The 22,919-nt window shown below is 65.1% G+C and carries 18 protein-coding genes and 1 pseudogene; 12 read left to right on the top strand and 7 right to left on the bottom strand.

All coding sequences use genetic code 11. The annotated features are described in order from the left end of the window. Positions 1–32: 32 nt before the first annotated feature. Entirely contained in the window at positions 33–893 is an 861-nt protein-coding gene (locus AC066Y_RS22380; RefSeq protein WP_478275752.1) for an AraC family transcriptional regulator, read from the bottom strand. A gap of 186 nt (positions 894–1,079) precedes the next feature. On the opposite strand from AC066Y_RS22380, the gene AC066Y_RS22375 reads away from it, so the two are divergent. The 5 genes from AC066Y_RS22375 to AC066Y_RS22355 are packed head-to-tail and all read left to right on the top strand — an operon-like array spanning position 1,080 to position 6,848. After that, on the top strand, positions 1,080–2,657 hold the full coding sequence (locus AC066Y_RS22375) for an ABC transporter substrate-binding protein (RefSeq protein WP_478275751.1): 1,578 nt from the start codon (positions 1,080–1,082) through the stop codon (positions 2,655–2,657). Continuing rightward, a complete protein-coding gene (locus AC066Y_RS22370) occupies positions 2,654–3,655 on the top strand; it encodes an ABC transporter permease (RefSeq protein ID WP_478275750.1) in 1,002 nt (333 codons plus the stop codon). Before AC066Y_RS22375 ends, AC066Y_RS22370 begins: the two co-directional genes overlap by 4 nt. After that, the gene (locus AC066Y_RS22365) at positions 3,655–4,488 is read left to right on the top strand and encodes an ABC transporter permease (protein ID WP_478275749.1); all 834 of its coding nucleotides are present in this window, start codon (positions 3,655–3,657) and stop codon (positions 4,486–4,488) included. The genes AC066Y_RS22370 and AC066Y_RS22365 overlap by 1 nt, the downstream gene beginning before the upstream one ends. Further along, positions 4,485–6,188, top strand: a complete 1,704-nt coding sequence (locus AC066Y_RS22360) for a dipeptide ABC transporter ATP-binding protein (protein ID WP_478275748.1) — start codon at positions 4,485–4,487, stop codon at positions 6,186–6,188. Before AC066Y_RS22365 ends, AC066Y_RS22360 begins: the two co-directional genes overlap by 4 nt. 24 nt (positions 6,189–6,212) lie before the next feature. Continuing rightward, positions 6,213–6,848: a pyridoxamine 5'-phosphate oxidase family protein gene (locus AC066Y_RS22355; protein ID WP_478275747.1), complete on the top strand. Its 636-nt coding sequence runs from the start codon at positions 6,213–6,215 to the stop codon at positions 6,846–6,848. Here AC066Y_RS22355 and AC066Y_RS22350 read toward each other — a convergent pair. The 5 genes from AC066Y_RS22350 to AC066Y_RS22330 form a co-directional block, all read right to left on the bottom strand. After that, positions 6,842–7,237, bottom strand: coding sequence for a nuclear transport factor 2 family protein (locus AC066Y_RS22350; RefSeq protein ID WP_478275746.1), 396 nt, complete (start codon positions 7,235–7,237; stop codon positions 6,842–6,844). The two genes, AC066Y_RS22355 and AC066Y_RS22350, sit on opposite strands and share 7 nt — an antisense overlap. Before the next feature lie 117 nt (positions 7,238–7,354). Continuing rightward, positions 7,355–10,507 (bottom strand): efflux RND transporter permease subunit, encoded by a 3,153-nt coding sequence (locus AC066Y_RS22345; RefSeq protein ID WP_176534268.1) that lies wholly within the window; start codon positions 10,505–10,507, stop codon positions 7,355–7,357. A gap of 13 nt (positions 10,508–10,520) precedes the next feature. Then, positions 10,521–11,438: an efflux RND transporter periplasmic adaptor subunit gene (locus AC066Y_RS22340; RefSeq protein WP_478275745.1), complete on the bottom strand. Its 918-nt coding sequence runs from the start codon at positions 11,436–11,438 to the stop codon at positions 10,521–10,523. A 256-nt stretch (positions 11,439–11,694) separates the two neighbouring features. Beyond that, a complete protein-coding gene (locus AC066Y_RS22335) occupies positions 11,695–12,345 on the bottom strand; it encodes an OmpA family protein (protein ID WP_478275744.1) in 651 nt (216 codons plus the stop codon). A 139-nt stretch (positions 12,346–12,484) separates the two neighbouring features. Next, the gene (locus AC066Y_RS22330) at positions 12,485–14,056 is read right to left on the bottom strand and encodes a caspase family protein (RefSeq protein ID WP_478275743.1); all 1,572 of its coding nucleotides are present in this window, start codon (positions 14,054–14,056) and stop codon (positions 12,485–12,487) included. A gap of 373 nt (positions 14,057–14,429) precedes the next feature. Between AC066Y_RS22330 and AC066Y_RS22325 the strand changes: the two genes are divergently transcribed. Together AC066Y_RS22325 and AC066Y_RS22320 are read left to right on the top strand one after the other, a co-directional pair. Continuing rightward, positions 14,430–15,236, top strand: coding sequence for an N-acyl homoserine lactonase family protein (locus tag AC066Y_RS22325; RefSeq protein WP_478275742.1), 807 nt, complete (start codon positions 14,430–14,432; stop codon positions 15,234–15,236). An 18-nt stretch (positions 15,237–15,254) separates the two neighbouring features. Then, positions 15,255–16,181: pseudogene (locus AC066Y_RS22320) on the top strand (NAD(P)-dependent oxidoreductase); the annotation flags it as partial. 273 nt (positions 16,182–16,454) lie between these two features. Here the strand turns inward: AC066Y_RS22320 and AC066Y_RS22315 are convergent. Continuing rightward, positions 16,455–16,904, bottom strand: a complete 450-nt coding sequence (locus AC066Y_RS22315; RefSeq protein WP_229165148.1) for a MarR family winged helix-turn-helix transcriptional regulator — start codon at positions 16,902–16,904, stop codon at positions 16,455–16,457. A 305-nt stretch (positions 16,905–17,209) separates the two neighbouring features. Here AC066Y_RS22315 and AC066Y_RS22310 point away from each other — a divergent pair, with 305 nt between their 5' ends. The 5 genes from AC066Y_RS22310 to fahA all read left to right on the top strand — a co-directional run bounded on the left by AC066Y_RS22310 (position 17,210) and on the right by fahA (position 22,884). Next, a complete protein-coding gene (locus AC066Y_RS22310) occupies positions 17,210–18,835 on the top strand; it encodes an FAD-dependent oxidoreductase (protein ID WP_478275741.1) in 1,626 nt (541 codons plus the stop codon). Between the two features lie 10 nt (positions 18,836–18,845). Further along, positions 18,846–19,073, top strand: a complete 228-nt coding sequence (locus AC066Y_RS22305) for a DUF2783 domain-containing protein (protein WP_478275740.1) — start codon at positions 18,846–18,848, stop codon at positions 19,071–19,073. Between the two features lie 28 nt (positions 19,074–19,101). Further along, a complete protein-coding gene (locus tag AC066Y_RS22300; protein WP_478275739.1) occupies positions 19,102–20,058 on the top strand; it encodes an MBL fold metallo-hydrolase in 957 nt (318 codons plus the stop codon). After that, the gene (gene hmgA / locus AC066Y_RS22295) at positions 20,058–21,404 is read left to right on the top strand and encodes a homogentisate 1,2-dioxygenase (RefSeq protein WP_478275738.1); all 1,347 of its coding nucleotides are present in this window, start codon (positions 20,058–20,060) and stop codon (positions 21,402–21,404) included. The genes AC066Y_RS22300 and hmgA overlap by 1 nt, the downstream gene beginning before the upstream one ends. A 208-nt stretch (positions 21,405–21,612) precedes the next feature. Further along, the gene (gene fahA / locus AC066Y_RS22290) at positions 21,613–22,884 is read left to right on the top strand and encodes a fumarylacetoacetase (protein ID WP_478275737.1); all 1,272 of its coding nucleotides are present in this window, start codon (positions 21,613–21,615) and stop codon (positions 22,882–22,884) included. Positions 22,885–22,919: the final 35 nt, after the last annotated feature.

Here is a 22,919-nt window from a genome sequence, read left to right as displayed (position 1 = left end):
TTGCGTTCCGCTCGTGCGCGACGCGAGCGCGTCTACCTCATCACCACTTCGGGATCGGCCCAGCGCAGATACTGGCGCGGCGCGGCGCCGAGCTCGCGCTTGAACATCGCGGCAAACGCGCTCGGGCTGTCATAGCCGACGTCGAGCGCGACGCAGGTGACGGCTTCGCCGGCGCCGAGCCGGGCCAGCGCTTCGAGCAGCCGCACCCGCTGGCGCCAGGCCGCAAAGCTCTGTCCAGTCTCGCGCCGGAACAGACGCGTCAAGGTCCGCCGGCTGAGCTGGATGCGATCGGCCCATTGGTCGAGCGTGAGATCGGAACTCGGATCGACCAGCACCGCTTCGCAGATCGCGGCAAGCCGCGGATCGGGCGGCACCTGCACATGCAGCGACACTTCGGGCATCCTGCCGATCTCATCGAGCAGGAAATCGACCAGCCGGCCGTCGCGCCCTTCCGGGTCGTAACGCGTCGGCATATGCACCGCTTCTTCCATGAGCGCTTCGACCAATGCGGAGACCCTGATCAGGCGGCAGGTTGCCGGCGCATTCCGCACGCGATCCGGCGTGACATAGATGGTCTGGATCTCGACTTCACCCCATGCACGCGATTGGTGCGCGACGCCGGCTGGAATCCACAGGCCGTGGCCGGGCGGCACGACGAAATGGCCGCGCTCGGTCATCATCGAGGTCACGCCTGCGGTCTGCAGGATGAACTGATCGCGTCGGTGCGCGTGTCGCGCGCTCGTGCTTTCGTTCGGATAAGAGGCCGCCATCGCCGCGAGCGGCCGTTCGACCTGTTGCAGTTGTCCGGCATAATGCGCGGCAGCTACGGGACCGGATTGCTTGCGGCACACGCGCAGGCCAGCGGTGTCATTTCGTCGCGCTGCGACTTTCAAGTGTCGTGAGCTCCTGATCGATCGTCGTTTTCGCAGGGTGCTCATGCATCTTCCGGGCCAGTTGGCCCGATCGCGATGGTTGTTGTCCCCAATCAGGTAGCGCGGGATACGGCGTTTGGCAACAATGCCTCACCCCGCGACATTCGCCGAAATCGAATGCCTGACGCGCGGCGACGGAGAGGTCCGATGAACAGACGCGAATTCACCAAGGCGATGCTGGCCTGCGGTGCAGCCATCCCGTTCGGCATCACGCGGGCGGCGGGCCAGACCCGCGGTGGAACGCTCAACACCATCATCCAGCCGGAGCCGCCGGTTCTGGTGACGGCGCTGAACCAGCAGCAACCGACCCTGACGCTTGGCGGCAAAATCTATGAAGGCCTGCTGAAATACGGCGCCGACCTCAAGCCGATGCCCGGCATGGCGCAGTCCTGGGAGGTCTCGCCGGACGGCCTGACCTACACATTCAAGCTGTTTCCCGGCATCACCTTCCACGACGGCAAGCCGATGACCTCGGAGGACGTGGTCTTCAGCTGCATGAAGCTGCTGGTGGAGACGCATCCGCGCGCGCGGCAGAACTTCGCCCGCGTGGCGTCGGCTGAAGCGCCCGATCCGCTCACCGTCGTGTTCAAGCTGAAGCAGCCGTTCGCGCCGTTCATCGGCTGCTTCGACTGCACGTCCGCGCCGATCGTGCCCAAGCACATCTACGACGGCACCGACTATCGCAAGAACCCGGAGAACGACAAGGCGATCGGCACCGGCCCCTTCAAGCTGAAGGAATGGGTGCGCGGCTCGCATGTTCACCTGGTCCGCCATGACGGTTACTATCTGAAGGACGAGCCTTATCTCGACGAGATCGTCTACCGCGTGATCCCGGATGCGGCGTCGCGTGCGCTCGCGCTCGAGAACGGCACGGTGCAACTCGTGCAATGGTCCGACGTCGAATTCTATGACGTGCAGCGCTTCAAGGCGCAGAAGAACCTCGAATTCACCACCAAGGGCTACGAGTATTTCGCACCGCATCAGTGGCTCGAAATGAACAACCGCATCGCGCCGATGAACGACAAGCGGTTCCGGCAGGCGGTGATGCACCTGATCGATCGCGAGGCGTTCAGCAAGCGCGTCTATTTCGGCAACGCCAAGATTGCGACCGGCCCGATCTCGTCGAAGACGCGGTTCTACGATCCGAACGTGAAGCGCTACGAGTTCTCGGTGGACAAGGCCAAGGCGCTGCTCGACGACATGGGGCTGAAGCCTGGCGCCAACGGCAAGCGGGCCGAGATCAAGTACATCGTGCCGCCCTATGGCGAGTCCTATCAGCGCGCCGGCGAGTTCTTCCGGCAGAGCTTTGCACGCGTCGGCATCGACCTCGTGCTGGTCGGCACCGACATGGCCGGTTGGGCCGAGAAGGTCGGCAACTGGGATTACGAGATGACCCAGAACCTGCTCTACCAGCTCGGCGATCCCGCGCTCGGCGTCGCCCGCACCTATATTTCGTCGAACATCAAGAAGGGCATCCTGTTCTCGAACACGCAGGGGTACTCGAATCCCGAGGTCGACAGACTGTTCGACGAGGCCGCAATCACGCTCGATGAAGCCAAGCGCCAGGAGCTCTACAGCAAGGTGCAACAGATCCTGGTCGAGGATGTGCCGGTGGCCTGGACGCTCGAGATCGAATACCCGATCATCTACGACAAGGCGTTCAAGAACATCGTGACGACGGGCATCGGCTCGCACGAAACCTTCGGGTCGGTTTACAAATCGTGACGCCACTCGGGAGCGCAGCGGCGATCGGGCTCCAGGTGATCAGCCGCATCGCCCAGCTCGTCGCCGTGATCCTCGTCATCGCGACGTTCAACTTCGTGCTGGTGCGCGCTGCGCCCGGCGACCCGGCGCAGGTGATGGCCGGACAATCCGGCGCGTCCGATCCAAAGCTGCTCGACGATCTGCGCAAGGAGTACGGGCTTGACAAGCCGTATTTCGTCCAGCTCGTGAGCCAGCTCGGCCGCGTTGTCAGGCTCGATCTCGGCTATTCCTATCGTCAGCGCCGTCCGGTCGTCGATCTGATCCTCGAACGGCTTCCGGCGACGCTGCTGCTGACGGTCACGGCGTTCTGTCTCGCGCTCCTGATCGGCACCGCGCTCGGCGCGCTGGCGGGGCTCGCGGCCGGCAGCGTGCTCGATACGGTGTTCACCGTGCTCTCGCTCGTGCTCTATGCGACGCCGGTGTTCTGGCTCGGCCTGATGCTGGTGCTGGTGTTCTCGGTGACGCTCGGCTGGCTGCCGCCGTTCGGCTACGAGACCATCAACGTCCAGCTCTCGCCGATCGAGCACGCGCTCGACATCATGAAGCACATGATCATGCCGGTGACTTCGCTGGCAGCGATCTACCTCGCAATCTACGCGCGGCTGATGCGATCCTCGATCATCGAGGTCGCCCAGCAGGACTTCATCAAGACGGCGCGCGCCAAGGGCCTGTCCGGCACGCGGATCGTCGTCGGTCACATGCTGCGCAATGCGCTGGTGCCGGTCGTCACCGTCGCCGGTATGCAGGCCGGCGCGCTGGTCGGCGGCGCCGTGGTGATCGAGACAGTGTTTGCCTGGCCCGGCCTTGGCCGCCTGACCTTCGAGGCCCTGCTGCAGCGCGACTATCCGGTCCTGCTCGGCATCTTCCTGATCCTCTCGATCGTCGTGATCGCGCTCAACCTTTTGACCGACCTGGTCTACCGGCTGATCGATCCGCGCATGACCGCGGGAGCGGCGTGATGGAGACGGTGCGCGCCTTCCTGCGTCATCCCAGCGGCATGATCGGGCTTGTCTTGCTGCTCCTCGTCGTGGTCGTCGCGATCACCGCGCCGATCGTGTTTCCGGTCTCGCCCTGGGAGATGGTCGGCGCGCCGTTCACGCCGCCCGGCGAGGACGGGCTGTGGCTCGGCGGCGATACGCTCGGCCGCGATGTCGCGGCCGGCGTCGCCTACGGTGCGCGCGTCTCGCTGCTGATCGGCATCGCATCGGCGCTTGCGGCGATGGCGATCGGCGTCGTGGTCGGCGCGATCTCGGGCTATTTCGGCGGCAAGGTCGATCTGGTGCTGATGCGGATGACGGAATTGTTCCAGACCATTCCGGCCTTCGTGCTCGCCATCCTGCTGGTTGCGACCTTCAATCCGTCGCTGCTCACGATCATCCTGACCATCGGGGCGGTGAGCTGGCCGCCGCTGGCGCGGCTGACTCGCGCGGAGTTCTTGCGCCTGCGGCATCGTGAGTTCGTCGAGGCGGCGCTGTGCCAGGGCGAGCGCACCTGGCGCATCGTGCTCGGCCATATCCTGCCGAATGCGATCTCGCCGATCCTGGTCGTGACGTCGCTGACGGTGGCGACCGCGATCCTGCTGGAAAGCGCGCTGTCCTTCATGGGGCTCGGCGATCCCAATTTGATGTCGTGGGGCTTCATGATCGGCGCGGGGCGCACCGTGATCCGCAATGCGTGGTGGATGAGCGTGTTTCCCGGGCTTGCCATCCTCGTCACCGTGCTGGCGATCAACCTGTTCGGCGAGGGTCTGTCCGATGTTCTCAACCCACGGGTCTCGAGGCGCCGGTCATGAGCGAAACCATGCAGGCCAGCGCGCCGGTTCTTGCCGTCGATCGCCTCTCGATCGCGCTTCCCCAGGGCGGCGACCGGCCCTTTGCGGTCGAGAATGTCTCCTTTGAGATCAAGCCGAACGAGGTGGTTTGCCTGGTCGGCGAATCCGGCTCCGGCAAGTCGATGATCGCCCATGCGGTGCTGCAGCTGTTGCCGCGGGGCGTCGACATCGTGTCCGGCACCGTCACGGTCGCCGGGCAGGATCCGTCCAAGCTCGACAGCCGCGGGCTACGGAATTTGCGCGGCGGCAATGCCGCGATGATCTTTCAGGAGCCATTGTCCTCGCTCAATCCGCTCAAACGCGTCGGCAAGCAGATCGAGGAGATGATCCTGGCGCACCAGCGGCCCACACCGTCGATGGCGGAGGTCCGCGAGCGGGTGCAGACGCTGCTGACGCAGGTCGGGCTGCCGAACCCAGAGCTGCTGGAGAAGAGCTATCCGTTCGAGCTGTCCGGCGGCCAGCGCCAGCGCGTGATGATCGCGATGGCGATGGCCAACCGGCCCGCGCTGCTGATCGCGGACGAGCCGACCACCGCGCTCGATGTCACGACCCAGCGCCAGATCCTGCGCCTGATCGATGATCTCCGGCGCGAGCGCGGCATGGGCGTGTTGCTGATCACCCATGATTTCGGCGTCGTCGCCGATGTCGCCGACCGCGTTGTGGTGCTGCGCCACGGCAAGGTGGTCGAGCACGGCACCGTCAGCGAGGTGCTGCGCAATCCGCAAGCTGCCTACACGCGCGAACTGATCGACGCGGTCCCGAAGGCGCGGCTCGCCGACATCCATGACACGATCGTGCGACCGGAGCCGCTACTGGACGTCGTCGGCCTGCAAAAGACCTTTCGGGTCAAGCGCGGCTGGCTGCAGCCGCCGCGCGAGGTGGTCGCCGCGGACGGCATCTCGCTGACGCTGCACGAGGGCGAGACGCTTGCCGTCGTCGGCGAATCCGGCTCCGGCAAGTCGACGCTCGGACGCATGATCCTGCGGCTGACCGAGCCGGATGCCGGCGCCATCCGCTTCGGCGGCGCCGACCTTCGGCAGCTGCGCGGCGAGGCGCTCCGCCAGGCACGGCGGCAGCTTCAGATCGTGTTCCAGGATCCGTTTGCCAGTCTCGATCCACGCCAGAAGGTCGGCGATGCCATCGCGCGCGGCCCGATGGCCTACGGCACATCGCGTACCGACGCGATGGCGCAGGCGAGGAAGCTGTTGGTCCGGGTCGGCCTGTCCGAGACCGCCGCGGATCGCTATCCGCACGAATTCTCCGGCGGCCAGCGGCAGCGGATCTGCATCGCGCGGGCGCTCGCGCTGAAGCCGCGGGTCTTGATCGCCGACGAGGCGGTGTCGGCGCTCGACGTTTCGGTGCAGGCCCAGGTGCTGGCACTGCTCGCCGAGCTGCGCCAGGAAATGCGGCTTGCGATGATCTTCATCACCCATGATTTGCGGATCGCCGCCGAGATCGCCGACCGCGTCATTGTCCTGCAGAAGGGGCGTATCGTCGAGGAGGGCACCACGGCCGAGGTCTTCACCGCGCCGCGTCAGGCCTATACCCGCGATCTGCTCGATGCGATTCCCGGCCGCGATTTCTTCGACCAGCCGGGCTTTGCGGCCGCGGACGGCGCACGCCAGACGGCGAGGATCGATTCCGGCATCGACGCGGTATAAACTAACAACAAAGGGAGGTTCGCTATGGGTCACGAGGGCGCAGGCGGCAAGCCGCCGGTCAAGTCGCAGGAGGATCTTCGCGCGCATTTCGGGCAATTGAGCCCGCTCGCCGAGAAGAAGGTGCTCAATCATCTCGACAAGTTCTGCCGCGACTTCATCGCGCTGTCGCCGTTTCTGGTCATCGCCTCCAGCGACGGCAAGGGCCATGCCGACGCCAGTCCGCGCGGCGATGCGCCGGGCTTCGTCTCGGTGCTCGACGACAAGACGCTGCTGATTCCGGATCGGCGCGGCAACAACCGGGTCGATACGTTCGGCAATATCCTGGCCTCACCCGGGGTCGGGTTGATCTTCATGGTGCCGGGCATCAACGAGACCCTGCGGATCAACGGGCGAGCCGAGATTTCGCAGGAGCCGGATCTTTTGACGCCGCTGACGGTGCAGAACGTCACGCCGATCATCGGCATGAAGGTGCATGTCGATGAGACCTATTTCCATTGCGGCAAGGCGCTGATGCGCTCAAAGCTCTGGAACCCGGCCGCGCAGGTCGAGCGCCACAGTTTTCCGACGCTGGGCCGGATCATCGCCGAGCAGACCGCGGCGGTCGAGGTCGAGGTCGCTGAGAAGACGATGGAAGAGGCCTATCGCACCAGGCTCTACTGACGGCCGAGCTGGGCTGACGTGATTTGCTTCAGGAGCGCCGTATCGCCGAATTCGACGAGTTCGGCGATCTTGCCATTTTCGAACCTGAAGAGATCGACGACCTTCGTGGTGACGGTCAGATCCCTCGGAATAAAGCGGACCGTGATGGTCGAATGCACGGCAGCGCGATCGCCGTCGACGAGGAAGCTCGTGATCTTGCGATCGATGAACTCAAAGGCCTTGATGAACTCCTCCAGCGCCTGCCTGACGTTGGCGTGCCCCTCAAAGGCCCCCGTCAAATGAAGGGCCTCCTTGTCACCGACCAGTTCGAAACTGGCATGGGGAGCAAATGCGTCCATCAACGAATTAATGTGACCCTTGCCGCGAGCGTCGTAGGCCTGGGTGACCAAGCGATGTATTGCGTCCCGATCTGCCATAGGGAGCCCCTCTCTTCGGTGTGAAAGGCAGGCAATCTACCACATCGCGAACACGATAGGATCGACAACTTTTGGAAGGTCTGCCTCGGTTCATTCTGCGGCAGGCGAGATGACGCTTGGCGGGCCGGGCGGCCGCTTGGTCTGGTCGGTCTGGCGCTCGCTCGGGGTCAGCTCGTGGTCGGCATGCGAGACCACGAGCCGCTTGCCGAAGCGCCAGATCAAGCCGCCGATATCGTCCATCACCATGAACATCGCCGGCACGAACACCAGCGACAGCACGGTCGAGAAGATCAGGCCGCCGATCACCGCGAGCGCCATCGGCGAGCGGAATTCACCGCCGGCGCCGAACGCCAGCGCTGACGGCATCATGCCGGCGGCCATCGCGATCGTGGTCATCACGATCGGGCGGGCGCGCTTCATGCCGGCGTCGATCATGGCTTCCTCGCGTGCCTTGCCGTCGCGGATCGCCTCCACCGCGAATTCCACCAGCATGATGGCGTTCTTGGTGACGATGCCCATCAGCATCAGGATGCCGATCCACACCGGCGTCGTGAGCTGCTTACCGGTCAAAAGCAGCGCGCCGATCGCGCCGCCGATCGAGAGCGGCAGCGAAAACAGGATGGTGATGGGTTGCAGGAAGGTGCCGAACAGCAGCACCAGCACGGCGTAGACCATCATCAGGCCGGCGGTGATCGCGGTGGCGAAGCCGTCGGACAGTTCGGCGAGGCTCTCGGCGTCGCCGGACGGGCTGACTTTCACGCCCTTCGGCAGGCTCTTCATGACCGGGAGGTCGTAGATCAGCTTGGTGGCGTCGCCGAGCGCGGCATTGCCGACGAGGTCGGCGGCGACGGTGGCCTGCCGCTCGCGGTCGTAGCGGTTGATGCTGGTCGGGCCCTGGTCGAGCTGGATGTCGGCGACGACGGAGAGCGGCACGCCGCCGCGTTCGCCGCGCTGGCCGAGCGGCACGCGCAGTTGCTCCAGCATCTGCAGGTCGCTGCGCGCATTGTCCTCGAGCTGGACCCGGATCGGCACCTGGCGGTCGCCGGCGTCGAACTTCGCCAGCGCCGGACCGACGTCGCCGATGGTGGCGACGCGGATGGTCTGCGACAGGCTTTCGGTCGAGACGCCGAGCCGCGCCGCGAGCTCGGCGCGCGGACGGATGCGCAGCTCGGGCCGGTCGAGCGCGGTCTCCGAGATCACGTTGGCGATGATCGGAATCCGCTTCATCTGCGTCGCCAGTTCGCTGGCGACGTTGTTGACGATGTTGCTGTCGGTGCCGGTGACGACCAGCGAGATGGCGCGCAGGCCGTTCTCGTCGAGGAACCAGAACCTGATATCGGGGACGTTATCGAGCTCCTTGCCGATCGACAGCTCCAGCTCGCGCTGGGTGATCCTGCGATCCGCCTTCGGCGTGTAGTTGATGATCAGCGCGGCGCGGCGCACTTCCTGGATGCCCGGCGGAACGCGGCCGCCGTCTACGAACACGCTGCGCACCTCGGGCCGCTTGCGCAGGCGCGCCACGATCTCCTCGGTGACTTTCTCGGTATAGGCAAGCTGCGAGCCGGGCGGCAGCTCCATCGCGAGCAGCGAGCGCGCGGTGTCCTGCGCGGGCAGGAAGCCCTGCGGCAGCAGCGTGATGCTCCAGATCGATGCGGCGAACACCGCAAAGCCGATCAGCACGGTGATGTAATGGTGCTTCACCGACCAGGTGACGAGGCCGTGATAGCTGCGCAGGATGCGGCCGGGCGGCGGGTCGTCGTGGTCATGATGCTTGAGGAAATAGGCGGCCAGCATTGGCGTCACGAAGCGCGCGGCAAGCAGCGAGAAGAACACTTGCACCGACACCGTAATGCCGAACTGCTTGAAGAATTGCCCGGCGATCCCGGACATGAAGCTCGCCGGCGCGAAGATCGCGATGATGGTGAGCGAGATCGCGATCACCGCGAGGCCAATCTCGTCGGCGGCTTCAAGCGCGGCCCGGTAGGGCGTCTTGCCCATCCGCATGTGGCGGACGATGTTCTCGATCTCGACGATGGCGTCGTCGACCAGAATGCCGGTCGACAGCGTGATGGCGAGGAAGGAGACGAGGTTGAGCGAGAAGCCGAGCAGGTCCATCGCCCAGAATGCCGGGAAGATCGACAGCGGCAGCGAGACGGCGGCGATGATGGTGGCGCGCATGTCGCGCAGGAACAGCAGCACGATGATGACGGCGAGGATCGCGCCCTCGAACAGGGTCGAGATCGCGGCCTCGTAATTGCCCTTGGTGAACTCGACCGAGGTGTCGATCAGCTTGAGGTCGACGTCTGGATAGGCAACCTTCAGGGCGTCGATCCGCTTCTGCACCGCGGCCGCGACGACGACGTCGCTGGCGCCCTTGGAGCGCTTGATGCCGAGTGCAACCACCGGCTCGCCGTTGAAGCGGGCGAAGGTGCGCCGGTCGGCGATGGTGTCGGTGACGGTGCCGAGATCGTCGAGCCGGATCTCGCCGCCGCCGAACAGCGGAATCATGGTGCCGGCGAGCTCGTTCAGCGTCTTGGCGCCGGCGAGCGTGCGGATCGCCTGGTCGTTCTTGCCGATCTCGGCGCGGCCGCCGGCGACGTCGACATTGGTGCCGCGCAGGATCTGGCTGACATTGACCGCGGTGAGCCCCACCGCCTGCAGCTTGTCGGGATCGAGCGAGACCAGGATCTCGCGCTCGACACCGCCGATGCGCTCGACCTGGGCGACGCCGCGCACACCCTGCAGCGCGCGCTTGACCACGTCGTCGACAAAGTAAGAGAGCTGCTCCGGCGTCTTGCCGGGCGAGATCGCGGCATAGGTCACGATCGGCAGGCCGATCACGTCGACGCGCTGGATCAAGGGCTCGGTGACGTTCTGCGGCAGGTTGGCGCGTACCCGCGTCACGGCGTCCTTGACGTCGTTGAGTGCGCGGTCGGTGTTGGTCTCCAGCGCGAACTGGATCGTGGTCACCGACAGGCCGTCGGTGATTGAGGACGAGATATGGCGCACGCCCTCGACGCCGGAGACGCCGTCCTCGATCGTCTTGGTGACCTGCGACTCAAGTTCCGAGGGCGCGGCGCCGAACTGCGACACCGCGACCGAGATCACCGGAATGTCGGCGCTCGGCAGCCGCGTCACGGCGAGCTTGGTGAAGGAGACCCAGCCCAGCACCAGCAGGATGATCGAGAAGACGATCGAGGGAAGCGGGTTCCGGATCGACCATGCCGAGATGTTCAAAGCCATTAGCGTGCCCGAATTAGCGTGATCGCGTGCGATCGAGTTCGTCGGCGAACATGGTCTTGATCTGGTCGCCGTCATGCAGCGAGGTGCCAGCATCGGCCACGACGATTTCGCCGACGTCGAGGCCTTCAAGGATTTCGGTCGAGGTGTCGGAGGTCAGCCCGACGCGCACCCTGCGGGTCTCGACCGTGTTGCCCTTCACGACCTGCAGGGTCAGGCGGTCGATCGCGGTGCGCGGCACGGCGACGCCGCAGGACCGCTTGGCGTCGATATTGGCGCGCGCGAACATGCCGACCTTCAGCGTCGGATTGTTGTTGATGGTGATGCGGATGTGCCCGAGCTGGGTGGTGCGGTCGATCTGCGGCGAGATCTGCCGGACCTTGCCGACGATGTCGGGCGCGTCGTCGCGGCTGATCCGGACATTGGCGCCGGGATTGAGCTTCAGGAGCTGAAAGCCCGGCACCTCGGCGTCGAGCTCGATCTCGTTGTTGACGGAGATCTTGAACATCGGCGGAGCCTGCGGCGAGGCCGGAGCGCCGGGCGCGGTGCGTACCTCGGTGACGAGGCCGGCGGCCGGCGCGCGCAGCACGATCGGCTTGGCATTGCCCTGCGCCGCCTGCTGCGGCTGCGGGGTCAGCCGCGCCAGTTCCTGGTTCTCGGTCACGGTGTCGCCCTCGCGGACCAGCACGTCGGTAACCTTGGAGCCGTCCTGGTCGACATTCACCTGCGCCTCGCGGCGCGGCACGATGAAGCCGGTGACACGGACCATGTCGGAGAAGCAGGCATTGGTCGACTTCGTCACCACGACCAGCGCCTGGCCCGGCGTCTCCTTCTCCTCAGGATGGGAGCGGTGCTCGAACGTGTAATAGGCGACAGCCAGTGCGAGGAAGACCACCGTGCCAAGCGCAGGCTTGAGGTATTGGGAAAAATTCATCGCCTGATCAATCCAGAACTTGGCGCGTATCGACAGTGATTGTCTTGGGCGCTCGTCGAAGTCTCATCTCGCCGTCGTATTGTGCGGGCATCGGAAAGGCCGGGGTCCGTTGTTCCGGATCATGCCCTGATGTCATGTGAGGCGAGGCACCTGTGGGCCGCTTTGGGCGTTCGCCCCCAAGCAAATGCGCCCCGCCGGGGTGCGGGACGCATTGTAACCTCAAAAAGGGGCCGCGCCACCGCCCATCACCTCTAGATCACTTGGACGCGGTATCCTTGTTTTCCACGTTCACGACCTGGACGCGCCGGTTGACGTCCGCCATCGGGTGGCTCGGGTCCTTCAGCTTGCTCTTGCCATAGCCGACGGTGACGAGATCGGTGCCGTTGATGCCATATTTGTCGACCAGATAGCGCTTGATGGCGTCGGCGCGACGCTCCGAGAGGCCCTGATTGTAGTCCTCGCCACCGGCGGCGTCGGTGTGGCCGGCGACCACGAAGGTCGAGCCCTTCAGGTCCTGATTGGTCAAGGCGCGGCCGAGCGCCTGCACCGACGGCAGCGACTTCGCGCTGATGTCGGCGGAGTTGTAGTCGAAGTTGATCTCGAGATCGATCTTCGGCTTGTCCTGGACGATGGTCGCGATCTCCTCGCGCTCGGCCGAGGACAGCGAGCGGGTGGCGCGGCCACGGACACTCTGCACGAATTTGGCCTGGTCGGCGTTCAGCCCGGGCGAGGTCTGCGGGCCGGCCGAGAGGCCGCGGGTCAGCGGCTTCTTCTCGGGCGTCAGCGCCTTGATGATCTGGTCCTCGGTGACATTGTCACCGGCACGGGCGGCCGCCATGCCGAACGACAGCACGGCGCCGACGGTCACGATTGAAAGCATCGCGGCCCTTGCCGACGGCTTGAACATTTCGGTCCCTCCTGCGCCGGCTGGCGCGGTTCCATGCAACTCTTTGGATTGATCGCGGGCATCGCTGCCCGCACGCACCCTCTGATTAGTCGCGCAATTTCACCCGTGGTTCGAGCCGCGGGTAGGCCTCGTTCATTTGTCACTGCACGCCGTAGTCGGCGAATTCCTTGACGATGTTCGGGTCCATCGCCTTGGCGTTGGCGATGTCGAGATCGCCTTCCGCGACCGCGCCGTTGCGCTTCTTGGCAAGGCCGCGCCCGTACAGCGACGAGGTCAGCCGCGGGTTGATCTTCAGCGCGGCGTCAAAATCGGCGATGGCGTTCTTGTTCTGCCCGCCCTTCAGGTTCATCAGCCCGCGGCTGTCGAGCGCATCGACGAAATTCGGGCGCAGCCGCAGCGCCTCGTTGCAGTCCTTCAGGGCCGCCTGCAGGTCGCCGATCACGGTGCGGACCCAGCAGCGGTTGTTATAGGCCTCGACATCCTTCGGGTTCAGCCGCAGCGAATTGGTGAAATCTTTCACCGCGAGGTCGTAGGCGCCCTTACTGGCAAAAACTTGGCCGCGGCGATACAGCGCAGCCGCGTCATCCGGGTTCTTGTCGAGCTTTTCGTTCAGGCCTTTGATCGTCGGATCATCGGCGAGCACCGGCGAATTGCTCGGAGCCGGCGTGGGCTGGATCACCACCGGCGGCGGAGGCGCAGGTGGCGGCAGCGCGATCTCGGGCGCTTTCGGCGGAGGCGAGGGTGCGGACGGTGCTGTCGCGACCGGTGGTTTCGGCGGCGCAGGTGGCGGCGTCGGGGCGGTTGCCGCGGGAGGCGCCGGTGTCGGCGTTGCGGCGGGCGGGGCGGGCGGCGCCGGTGGCGGCGAAACCGGCGGTGCCGTTGCCACCTCGGGCGACGGCGATGCGGCCGGCGCGGGCGCGGCGTTCGACGGTCCCGTTGCGCCGCCTGAAGTGGCTGCGCCGGCTGGACTGAACGAAAAATCCTCGGCCAGTGACGACGAGATCCACGGTACCTGTTCCTGCCGCGAGGCGCGGGTGACGCCGACGCGGGTGCGGTTCAGCGTTTCCTCCGCCATCAGGTCGGGGGTGCGGATCTCCTTCAGCAGTTCCCGCACGAACAGGCTGCGGTCGCTGCCATTGTCCGAGACCACGGACGACAGCGCGGCCGAATACATCACCAACGTCCCGTTGGGTGCGATCACCGGGGCGAGCCCCGCCGAGAAGCTGCGGAAGCGGCGCTCGAACGGGTTGCGCCGCGAGGCGTCGACCAGGGCGATCTTGACCCCGGCGCCGCGGCTGTTGATCTCGCCAAGCACGGTCTCGAGGCTGAAGCCGTCGCGGCGGACGTCGGCCTCGGCCCAGATCTGGGCATCGATCGGGATCATGTAGCTCTGCCGGTTCGACTGGATGCCGTAACCCGAGAAGAAGATCAGCACGATCGAGCCCGGCTTGATCTTGCCATAGAGCCGGTCGAAGGCACGGCGCATGCCATCGCCGGTCAGGTTCTCGCCGACCTCGACGGTGAAGCCATCCCGCTTGAGCTCGTCGGCGACGTCACGCGCGTCATTGACCGGCTCCTTCAGCGGTGCGTCGGCGTCGGGATATTTGGCGTTGCCGATGACCAGCGCGAAACGATCGCCGGCGGCGACGGACAGGGTGGGCGCCGCGATTGAAAAAATCAGCGTGGCGAGCAAGGCAAGGCGGATTTTCATAATCGCGGCAAATCCAGATCGCGGCATTGCAATGAAATGGCGCCGCTTTCGGCCTGCGCCCCGGGGACCTTACTCTAGCGAAAATCCATTATCAAACCACGGCCAAACCCCCGTCAACGGCTTGCTGCACCATCGCTAATCGCGGCGGCGATAACGAGGCCGCAGTGCAACAGCCGCGGTCATGGCGGCCATCGCCTCCGTGGCATGGTGCAGGTTCCTGCGACCGGATAGTGTGATTGCATTCACAGAGGCTGCGGCCGTCCTGTCATGGGCTCGTCGCACTCCGCGCGGTTTGACCTTTGCGCGAGGCGATGGCTTTGTGGTCGGGACGCCAAGCCAATCAAAACAAGTCCCGCCAACAAGAGCGAAACCGATGGGAAACGCCTACGAAATCTACGCCCTGCGCTATGCGACGATGTCGCCGCGCACGCCTCACCTCAACTTCCTGGTGCCCGATCCGCACGACACCACGGCGCAGGATCTCGATTATTTCGTCTGGCTGATCCGTGGCCACGGCCGCGACATCCTGGTCGACACCGGCTTCAACGCCGAGGAGGCCAAGGCGCGCGCCCGCAAGCTGACGCTCAATCCGGTCGACGCGCTGGCCGGCTTCGGCGTCAGCGCCGACAGCATTAAGGACGTCATCGTCACCCATCTGCACTATGACCACGCCGGCAATCTCGATCGCTTCCCGAATGCCAAATTCCATCTGCAGGAACGCGAAATGAGCTACGCGACCGGCCGCTGCATGTGCAACGGCATGCTGCGCCATCCGTTCTCCATTGAACATGTCACGCAGATGGTGCGCCATGTCTATGGCGAGCGCGTCACGTTCCATTCCGGTGACGGCGAGATCGCGCCCGGCGTCACCGTGCATCGCGTCGGCGGCCATTCCGATGGCTTGCAGGTGGTGCGGGTCGAGACTGCGCGCGGGCCGGTCGTGCTGGCGTCGGACGCCGCGCATTATTATGCGAACCTGCACAAGCGCAGCCCGTTCCCGATCGTCTACAATGTCGGCGACATGGCGCAGGGCTGGGAAACCGTCGAGCGGCTTGCCGGTCATCCCGACCGCTTCATCCCGGGCCACGATCCGATCGTCAGCGAGATCTATCCGCGCGCCAGCGACAAGGTCGATGCGTTCGCATTGCATCTGGCGCCATCGCGATCGTTCGCGAAATAGCCTCGCCGAGTTCGGCAAGGCGCATCCGCAACACGTCAAGAAACGTCAAAAAGAAGAAGCGATATGACTGAATACAAGACCCTCGGATTCATCGGCCTCGGCGTGATGGGTGAGCCGATTTGCCGCAACCTGGTCAGGAAGAGCGGCAAGCGCGTTATCGTGTTCGACCTGTCGACTGAGCCGCTGCAGCGTCTGCGCGCCGACGGCGCCGAGATTGCCGGCTCGGTCGCCGATGCCATCAAGCAGAGCGATGTGCTGTTCCTCTGCCTGCCGAGCGCCAGGCATGTGCGCGCGGTGTTCGAGGGCGACGGCATTCTGAAGAACATCAGAAGCGGCCAGGTCGTGGTCGATCTCGGCACCTCTTCGGTCAGCCAGACCCGCGACTTCGCCGGGCAATTGCAGGCCAGGGGTGCGGCCTGGGCCGACGCGCCGATCGCGCGCACCCGGCAGGCGGCGCAGGACGGCACGCTCAGCGTGATGGTCGGCGCGGTGCCCGCGCTCTATGCCGCGATCGAGCCCTTGATCCGCTGCTTTGCCACCGATGTCACCAATTGCGGCGATGTCGGCGCGGGGCAGGTGACCAAGATCCTCAACAACATGGTGCTGTTCGAAACCGTGAACGCGTTGGCTGAGGCCGTCGCGGTGGCGAAGCACAATGGCGTCGATCCAAAGCTCTTGCTGGAAACCCTGTCGAAGGGCTCGGCCGACAGCTTCGCGCTGCGCAACCACGGCATGAAGGCGATCGTGCCGGGCGTGTTTCCGGAGCGCGCGTTCTCAACCGAATATGCGCTGAAGGATCTCTACTACGCGCTGGAACTCGCCGCCGACGCCGGCATCAAGATTCGCGGCGCGGAGCTGATCGGCACGGTGCTGCAGGAGGCGATCGACAAGGGATCGAAGGACAATTATTTCCCTGTCATCGCGAAGCATATCGACAGGGCGTAGGTTTCGCGTCGCAGGAGCTACGTAGGGCGGATTAGCGTAGCGTAATCCGCCGTTCTTGCATCGTGAGCGGCGGATTACGCCTGCGGCTAATCCGCCCTACGCAGCTATGCTCGTGTTGTGCTGGGACGCCAGCCAACTCCGGCGTCGTCCTGGCGAAAGCCAGGACCCATAACCACAAATGTCGTTTGTTGTGCTTTGCAGGAACGACGAGTCCCGTTCACAACACCGGCCGCGGCGTATGGGTCCTGGCTTTCGCCAGGACGACGGCAGGGTTTAGTACACGTCCTTGGCGTCGGCTTCTTCGCTGGTCTGCACCAGCTCGAGGCTGGTCTCGACCTTGCCGAGCAGGCGGGCGAGATCGCGGCGTTCCTGCGCGGACAGGCAAGACAGGATCTCCTGCTCCTTGCGCAGCAGGCGCGGGATCAGCTCCTCATAAAGTACTTGGCCCTTCTTCGTCAGGCGCAGGCGGAATTCGCGGCGGTCGTCGGCGTTCTCGACGCGCTCGACGATCTCGCGCTCCATCAGCGCCGAGACCGCGCGGCTGATGGTGGATTTGTGCGTGCGGGTGCAATGCGCGATGTATTGCGCGCTGCAGGGATCGCTGCGGAAGCCCAGCGTCGCGAGCACGCGCCATTCCGGAATGTCGAGGCCGTAGCGCGCCTGATATTCGCTCGACAGCGCCGACGACACCTCGGCCGCCAGCCGGTTCAGGCGAAACGGCATGAAGTGGAAGAGATCGAGGCGCTTCTTGGTTGGCGCGACATTGTCGCGCGCGTCCGCTTCCACGGCGTTGCGCGGCCGGGCTGGAGGCTGGCTTGCAGAGATCCTGGCCAAAAATTCCTCCAATTTGAGTTGACGGCGAGCCCGACTGGGAGTTTAAGATAGTTGCAAGTGAGACTAATTTAGCAAGGTCGCGGCCGGCCCGCAAGGTCTCGGTCGCAAACCGGTCACACAAGCCGCAGCCCAAGCTACAAAAAAGGGCCGGCGGCGCCAGGGAACATCCAGGGTCACGCAATCAGGGTCACGCAATGGCACCAGCCAATACGGCACAGGCCAAAACCCAGTTCGGCTATCGCCGTCATCCCGACCAGGAGCGGTCGGGCGCCAACGTCGCGGAACATCCGGTGGTGGTGGTCGGCGCCGGGCCGGTGGGATTGTCGCTGTCGATCGATCTCGCGCAGCGTGGCCAGCGCGTGGTGCTGCTCGACGATGCCGACCGGATCGGCGAAGGCTCGCGCGCGATCTGCTTCTCGAAGCGCTCATTGGAGTTTTGGGATCGCCTCGGGGTCGGCGACCGCATGGTCGAGAAGGGCGTGGTGTGGAGCGTCGGTAGGATCTTCCACGGCGCCGCGCAGCTCTACCAGTTCAATTTGCTTCCCGAGGAAGGCCACAAGCGGCCCGCTTTCATCAACCTGCAGCAGTTCTATGCCGAGGCCTATCTGGTCGACCGGGTCGAGCAGCTGCCTGAAATCGATCTGCGCTGGCGCAACAAGGTGATCGCGCTGGAGAGCCGCAACGATGGCGTTGCGTTGACCATCGCGACCCCGGAAGGCGCGTACCAGGTGCACGCCTCCTTCGTCGTCGCCTGCGACGGCGCCCGGTCCTCGTTGCGGCAGATGGTCGGTGCGGACTTTGCGGGGCAGGTGTTCGAGGACCAGTTCCTGATCGCCGACGTCAAGATGACCGCCGCGTTCCCCACCGAGCGCTGGTTCTGGTTCGATCCGCCGTTCCATGCGGGACGCTCGGCGCTGCTGCACAAGCAGCCGGACGACATCTGGCGCATCGACCTGCAGCTCAATCCGGATGCCGATCCGGTGGCCGAGAAGCAGCCGGAGAATGTCCGGCCGCGGATCGAGCGCATGCTCGGGCATGACAAGTTCGAGTTCGAATGGATCTCGCTCTACAAGTTCCAGTGCCGCCGGATGGCCAGGTTCATCCATGGTCGCGTGATCTTTGCCGGCGATTCCGCGCACCAGGTCTCGCCGTTCGGTGCGCGCGGCGCCAATTCCGGGCTCGAGGATGCCGAGAATCTGGCGTGGAAGCTCGATCGCGTGTTGCGCCGGCTGTCGCCGGAAGGCCTGCTCGAGACCTATCACATCGAGCGCAGCGCGGCAGCGGACGAGAACATCCGCGAGTCCACCCGCTCGACCGATTTCATGGCGCCGGTGACCCGGCAGGAGGCGCGGCTGCGCCAGGCGGTGCTGTCGCTCGCCAAGGATACCGAGTTCGGCAAGCGCATGGTCAATGGCGGCCGGCTGTCGGTGCCGTCGGTTTACGACACGCCGCTGTCGAGCGGCGATCGCGACAGCTGGCGCGGCGGCCCGCGGCCGGGCGCCTCGATGCTGGACGCGCCGGTGATCGAGCAGGGCGGTTCCAGCTATCTGACCGACGTTTTCATCAGGCAGGGAACACGTTTCACGCTGCTGGAGTTTGGTAATGGCGCGGCTGCCGATGCGCCTGACGGCGTCGGCACCATCCGGATCGGTGGCGAGGGCGGGCTGGTCGACGCGCAAGGCCTTGCCGGCAAGCGCTACGATGCCGAGCCCGGCACCGCCTATCTGCTGCGGCCGGACGGCTATGTCGCGGCGCGCTTCCGCAACGTCACGCGGCCGGCACTCGATGCGGCGCTGGCGCGCGCAGCCGGCCTGAATTGAGGATTTTGCGATGGCGCTGTCGACCAGTTCGAACTTCGTCAGTCCCGATGACGCCTTCCGCGCCATCGTCGAGGCGCATCGCGGCCTCACCGAGGCGCAGAGCGCCGATCTCGATGCCGCGCTGGTGCTGGTGCTCGCCAACCACATCGGCGATCTCGACGTGCTGCGCGAGGCGATCGCGCTGGCGAAGCCGCGGACGCTGGACGCGAGCCAGCAGCAACAACAGCAACAACAATAGCACTGATCAAACGGACAGGATTGAACTGATGGCCAAAGGTTTCGCATCGACCACGGATCTCGCGGAGAAGAAAGTCACCTTCTCCGAGATCGGCACCGATCTCTACGCCTTCACTGCCGAGGGCGATCCTAACACCGCCGTCATCGTCGGCGACGACGGCTGCCTGGTGTTCGACGCGCAGGCAACGCCCGCGATGGCCAACAAGGTGATCGAGCGGGTCAAGACCGTCACCGACAAGCCGATCAAATATGTCGTGCTGTCGCATTATCACGCGGTGCGCGTGCTCGGTGCCTCCGCCTATCACGCGCAGGGTGTCGTCGCCTCGCAGGAGACCTATCGGCTGATCCAGGAGCGCGGCCAGCAGGACTGGGATTCCGAATATGGCCGCTTCCCGCGGCTGTTTCAGGACGCCGCGAGCATTCCCGGGCTGACCTGGCCGACGCTGACCTTCGAGGGCGAGATGTCGATCTATCTCGGCAAGCGCGAGGTGCGGCTGATGCAGCTCGGCGCCGGCCACACCTCGGGCGATATCGTCGCCTGGGTGCCGGACGCCGAGGTGATGTTCTCCGGCGATCTGATCGAGTATCACTCGGCATGCTATTGCGGCGATGCGTATCTGCGCGAATGGCCGATGACGCTGAACGAGATCCGCGCCTTCAATCCGAAGGCGATCGCGCCGGGCCGCGGCGATGCGCTGAAGGGCCTCGAGACCGGCCGCGATGCGATCGCGATGACCCGCGATTTCGTCACCACGCTCTACGGCGCCGCCGAATCCTCCGTCGCCAAGGGCCGCAGCCTGAAGGAATCCATGGCTGCGACGCGCGAGGTGATGGATCCGAAATTCTCTGACTTTGCGATCTACGAGCACTGCCTGCCGTTCAACGTTTCGCGCGCCTATGACGAAGCGTCCGGGATCGACGATCCCGTGATCTGGACCGACAAGCGCGACCAGGAAATGTGGGCCGCCCTGCAAGGAGGATCATGATGAACATCAATACCTCACCTGATCAGATCGTTCGCAGCTCGGGCCAAGTCACGCCGGGCTACATGTCCGGCTTCGGCAACAGCTTCGAGACCGAAGCGTTGCCCGGCGCGCTGCCGATGGGGCGGAACTCGCCGCAGCGTTGCGCCTATGGGCTCTATGCCGAACAGCTGTCGGGTTCGCCGTTCACGGCGCCGCGCGGCACCAATGAACGCTCCTGGCTCTACCGCATCCGCCCGTCGGTGCGGCATTCCGGCCGCTTCGCCAAGGCCGATGCCGGGCTGTGGCGCACCGCGCCGTGCCACGAATACGACATGCCGATCGCGCAGCTGCGCTGGGACCCAGCGCCGATCCCGAAGCAGGACATGACCTTCCTGCAGGGCGTGCAGACCATGACTACGGCCGGTGACGCGAATACCCAGGCCGGCATGGCGGCGCACATCTATCTCATCACCAAATCGATGGTCGATCAGCATTTCTACAATGCCGATGGCGAGATGATGTTCGTGCTGCAGCAGGGCAATCTTCGCCTCGTCACCGAGTTCGGCCGGATCGATGCCGAGCCGGGCGAGATCGTCGTGATCCCGCGCGGCGTCAAATTCCGCGTCGAGATTCGGAATGGCCCGGCGCGCGGCTATCTCTGCGAGAATTACGGCGGCGCCTTCACGCTGCCGGAGCGCGGCCCGATCGGCGCCAACTGCCTGGCCAATTCGCGCGACTTCCTGACGCCGGTCGCGAGCTATGAGGACAAGGACACTCCGACCGAGCTCTACGTGAAGTGGGGCGGCGCGCTGTTCAAGACCACGTTGCCGCATTCGCCGATCGACGTCGTCGCCTGGCACGGCAATTATGCGCCCTATAAGTACGACCTGCGCACCTTCTCGCCGGTCGGCGCGATCGCGTTCGATCATCCCGATCCGTCGATCTTCACGGTATTGACCTCGCCGTCGGAGACCGCCGGCACCGCGAACATCGACTTCGTGATCTTCCCGGAGCGATGGATGGTGGCCGACAACACCTTCCGTCCGCCGTGGTACCACATGAACATCATGTCGGAATTCATGGGGCTGATCTACGGCGTCTACGATGCCAAGCCGCAAGGCTTCGTGCCCGGCGGCATCAGCTTGCACAATTGCATGCTGCCACACGGCCCCGACCGCGAGGCCTTCGAGCATGCCAGCAACAGCGAGCTCAAGCCGGTGAAGCTGACCGGCACGATGGCCTTCATGTTCGAGACCCGCTTCCCGCAGCGAGTGACGCAGCATGCCGCGACGTCATCGACGCTGCAGGATGACTACTCGGATTGCTGGAAGGGGTTGGAGAAGAAGTTCGACCCGACCAAGCCGTAAGCATTCACCCTCCCCTGGAGGGGGAGGGTCGGTTCGCATGCAGCGAAGCGGAATGCGAAACGGGGTGGGGTGATCTCTCAACCGGGCGATGTGTTCGCGGATAGACCGTCACCCCACCCCGCCGCTCATTTCATTCGCGTCGACCCTCCCCCTCCAGGGGAGGGTCAAGAAGATCAGCTGTTGCACTTGATTGCACATCGGAACCCCCATGCCCCACCCCAACGATCCAAAGCTCCGCTCCTTCATCGACGTCGCGCCGACCTCGGACTTCCCGATCCAGAACCTGCCCTACGGCGTGTTCTCGTCGAAGGACGGCCTTGCGCCACGCGTTGGTGTCGCGATCGGCGACTACGTGCTCGACCTCTGGGAGCTCGAGCAGGATTCCCGGCTCGACGTCGGGCCGCTCGGCGTGTTCTCGCAGCCGTCGCTCAACGCCTTCATGGCGCTCGGGCCGAAGGTCTGGTCGGCGACGCGGGCGCGGATCAGCGAGCTGCTGCGCGCCGATCATCCCGAGCTGCGCGACAACAGGGAATTGCGGGCGCGGGCGCTGGTGCCGATGGCGGACGTCCGGCTGCATATGCCGTTCGCCGTCTCGGGCTATACCGATTTCTATTCGTCGAAGGAGCACGCCACCAATGTCGGCGTGATGTTCCGCGGCAAGGACAATGCGCTGCAGCCGAACTGGCTGCACATGCCGATCGGCTACAACGGCCGCGCCTCGACCGTGGTGGTAAGTGGCACCAAGGTACGGCGGCCGCGCGGGCAGCTGAAGCCGCCGACCGCGGAGGTGCCGAGCTTCGGCCCCTGCAAGCGGCTCGACTTCGAGCTCGAGATGGGCGCGGTGGTGGGGCAGGCCTCGCCGATGGGCGAGACGCTCACCGAGAAGCAGGCCGAGGAGATGATCTTCGGCTTCGTCATTCTCAACGACTGGAGCGCGCGCGACATCCAGCAATGGGAGTATGTGCCGCTCGGCCCGTTCCAGGCCAAGGCGTTCGCGACCTCGATCAGCCCGTGGGTGGTGACGCGCGAGGCGCTAGAGCCGTTCCGGATGCAGGGCCCGGCGCAGCAACCGGAGCCGCTGGCCTATCTCAAGCAGACCCGGCCGAACAATTACGACATGCAGCTCGACGTCGCGCTGCGCGCCGGTGCGATGAACGAAGCGAAGACGATCTGCAGCACCAACTTCAAATACATGTACTGGTCGTCGGTGCAGCAACTGGTGCACCACGCCTCCAGCGGCTGCGCGATGAATGTCGGCGATCTCTTAGGGTCCGGCACGATCTCCGGTCCCGAAAAGCATCAGCGCGGCAGCCTCCTGGAAATCAGCTGGAACGGCACCGAGCCGGTCGAGCTTGGCAGCGGCGTCACGCGCTCGTTCCTCGAAAATGGCGACTCGCTCGTCATGCGCGGCTGGTGCCAGGGCGACGGCTATCGCGTCGGCTTTGGCGAGGTCGAAGGCACGATCGTCGCGGCTGAGTGAGCCTCCTCTCCGTCATTGCGCGGAGCAAAGCGACG

The organism is Bradyrhizobium sp. USDA3010 (assembly GCF_056429065.1).
This window is presented reverse-complemented; position numbering and strand designations above follow the sequence as displayed.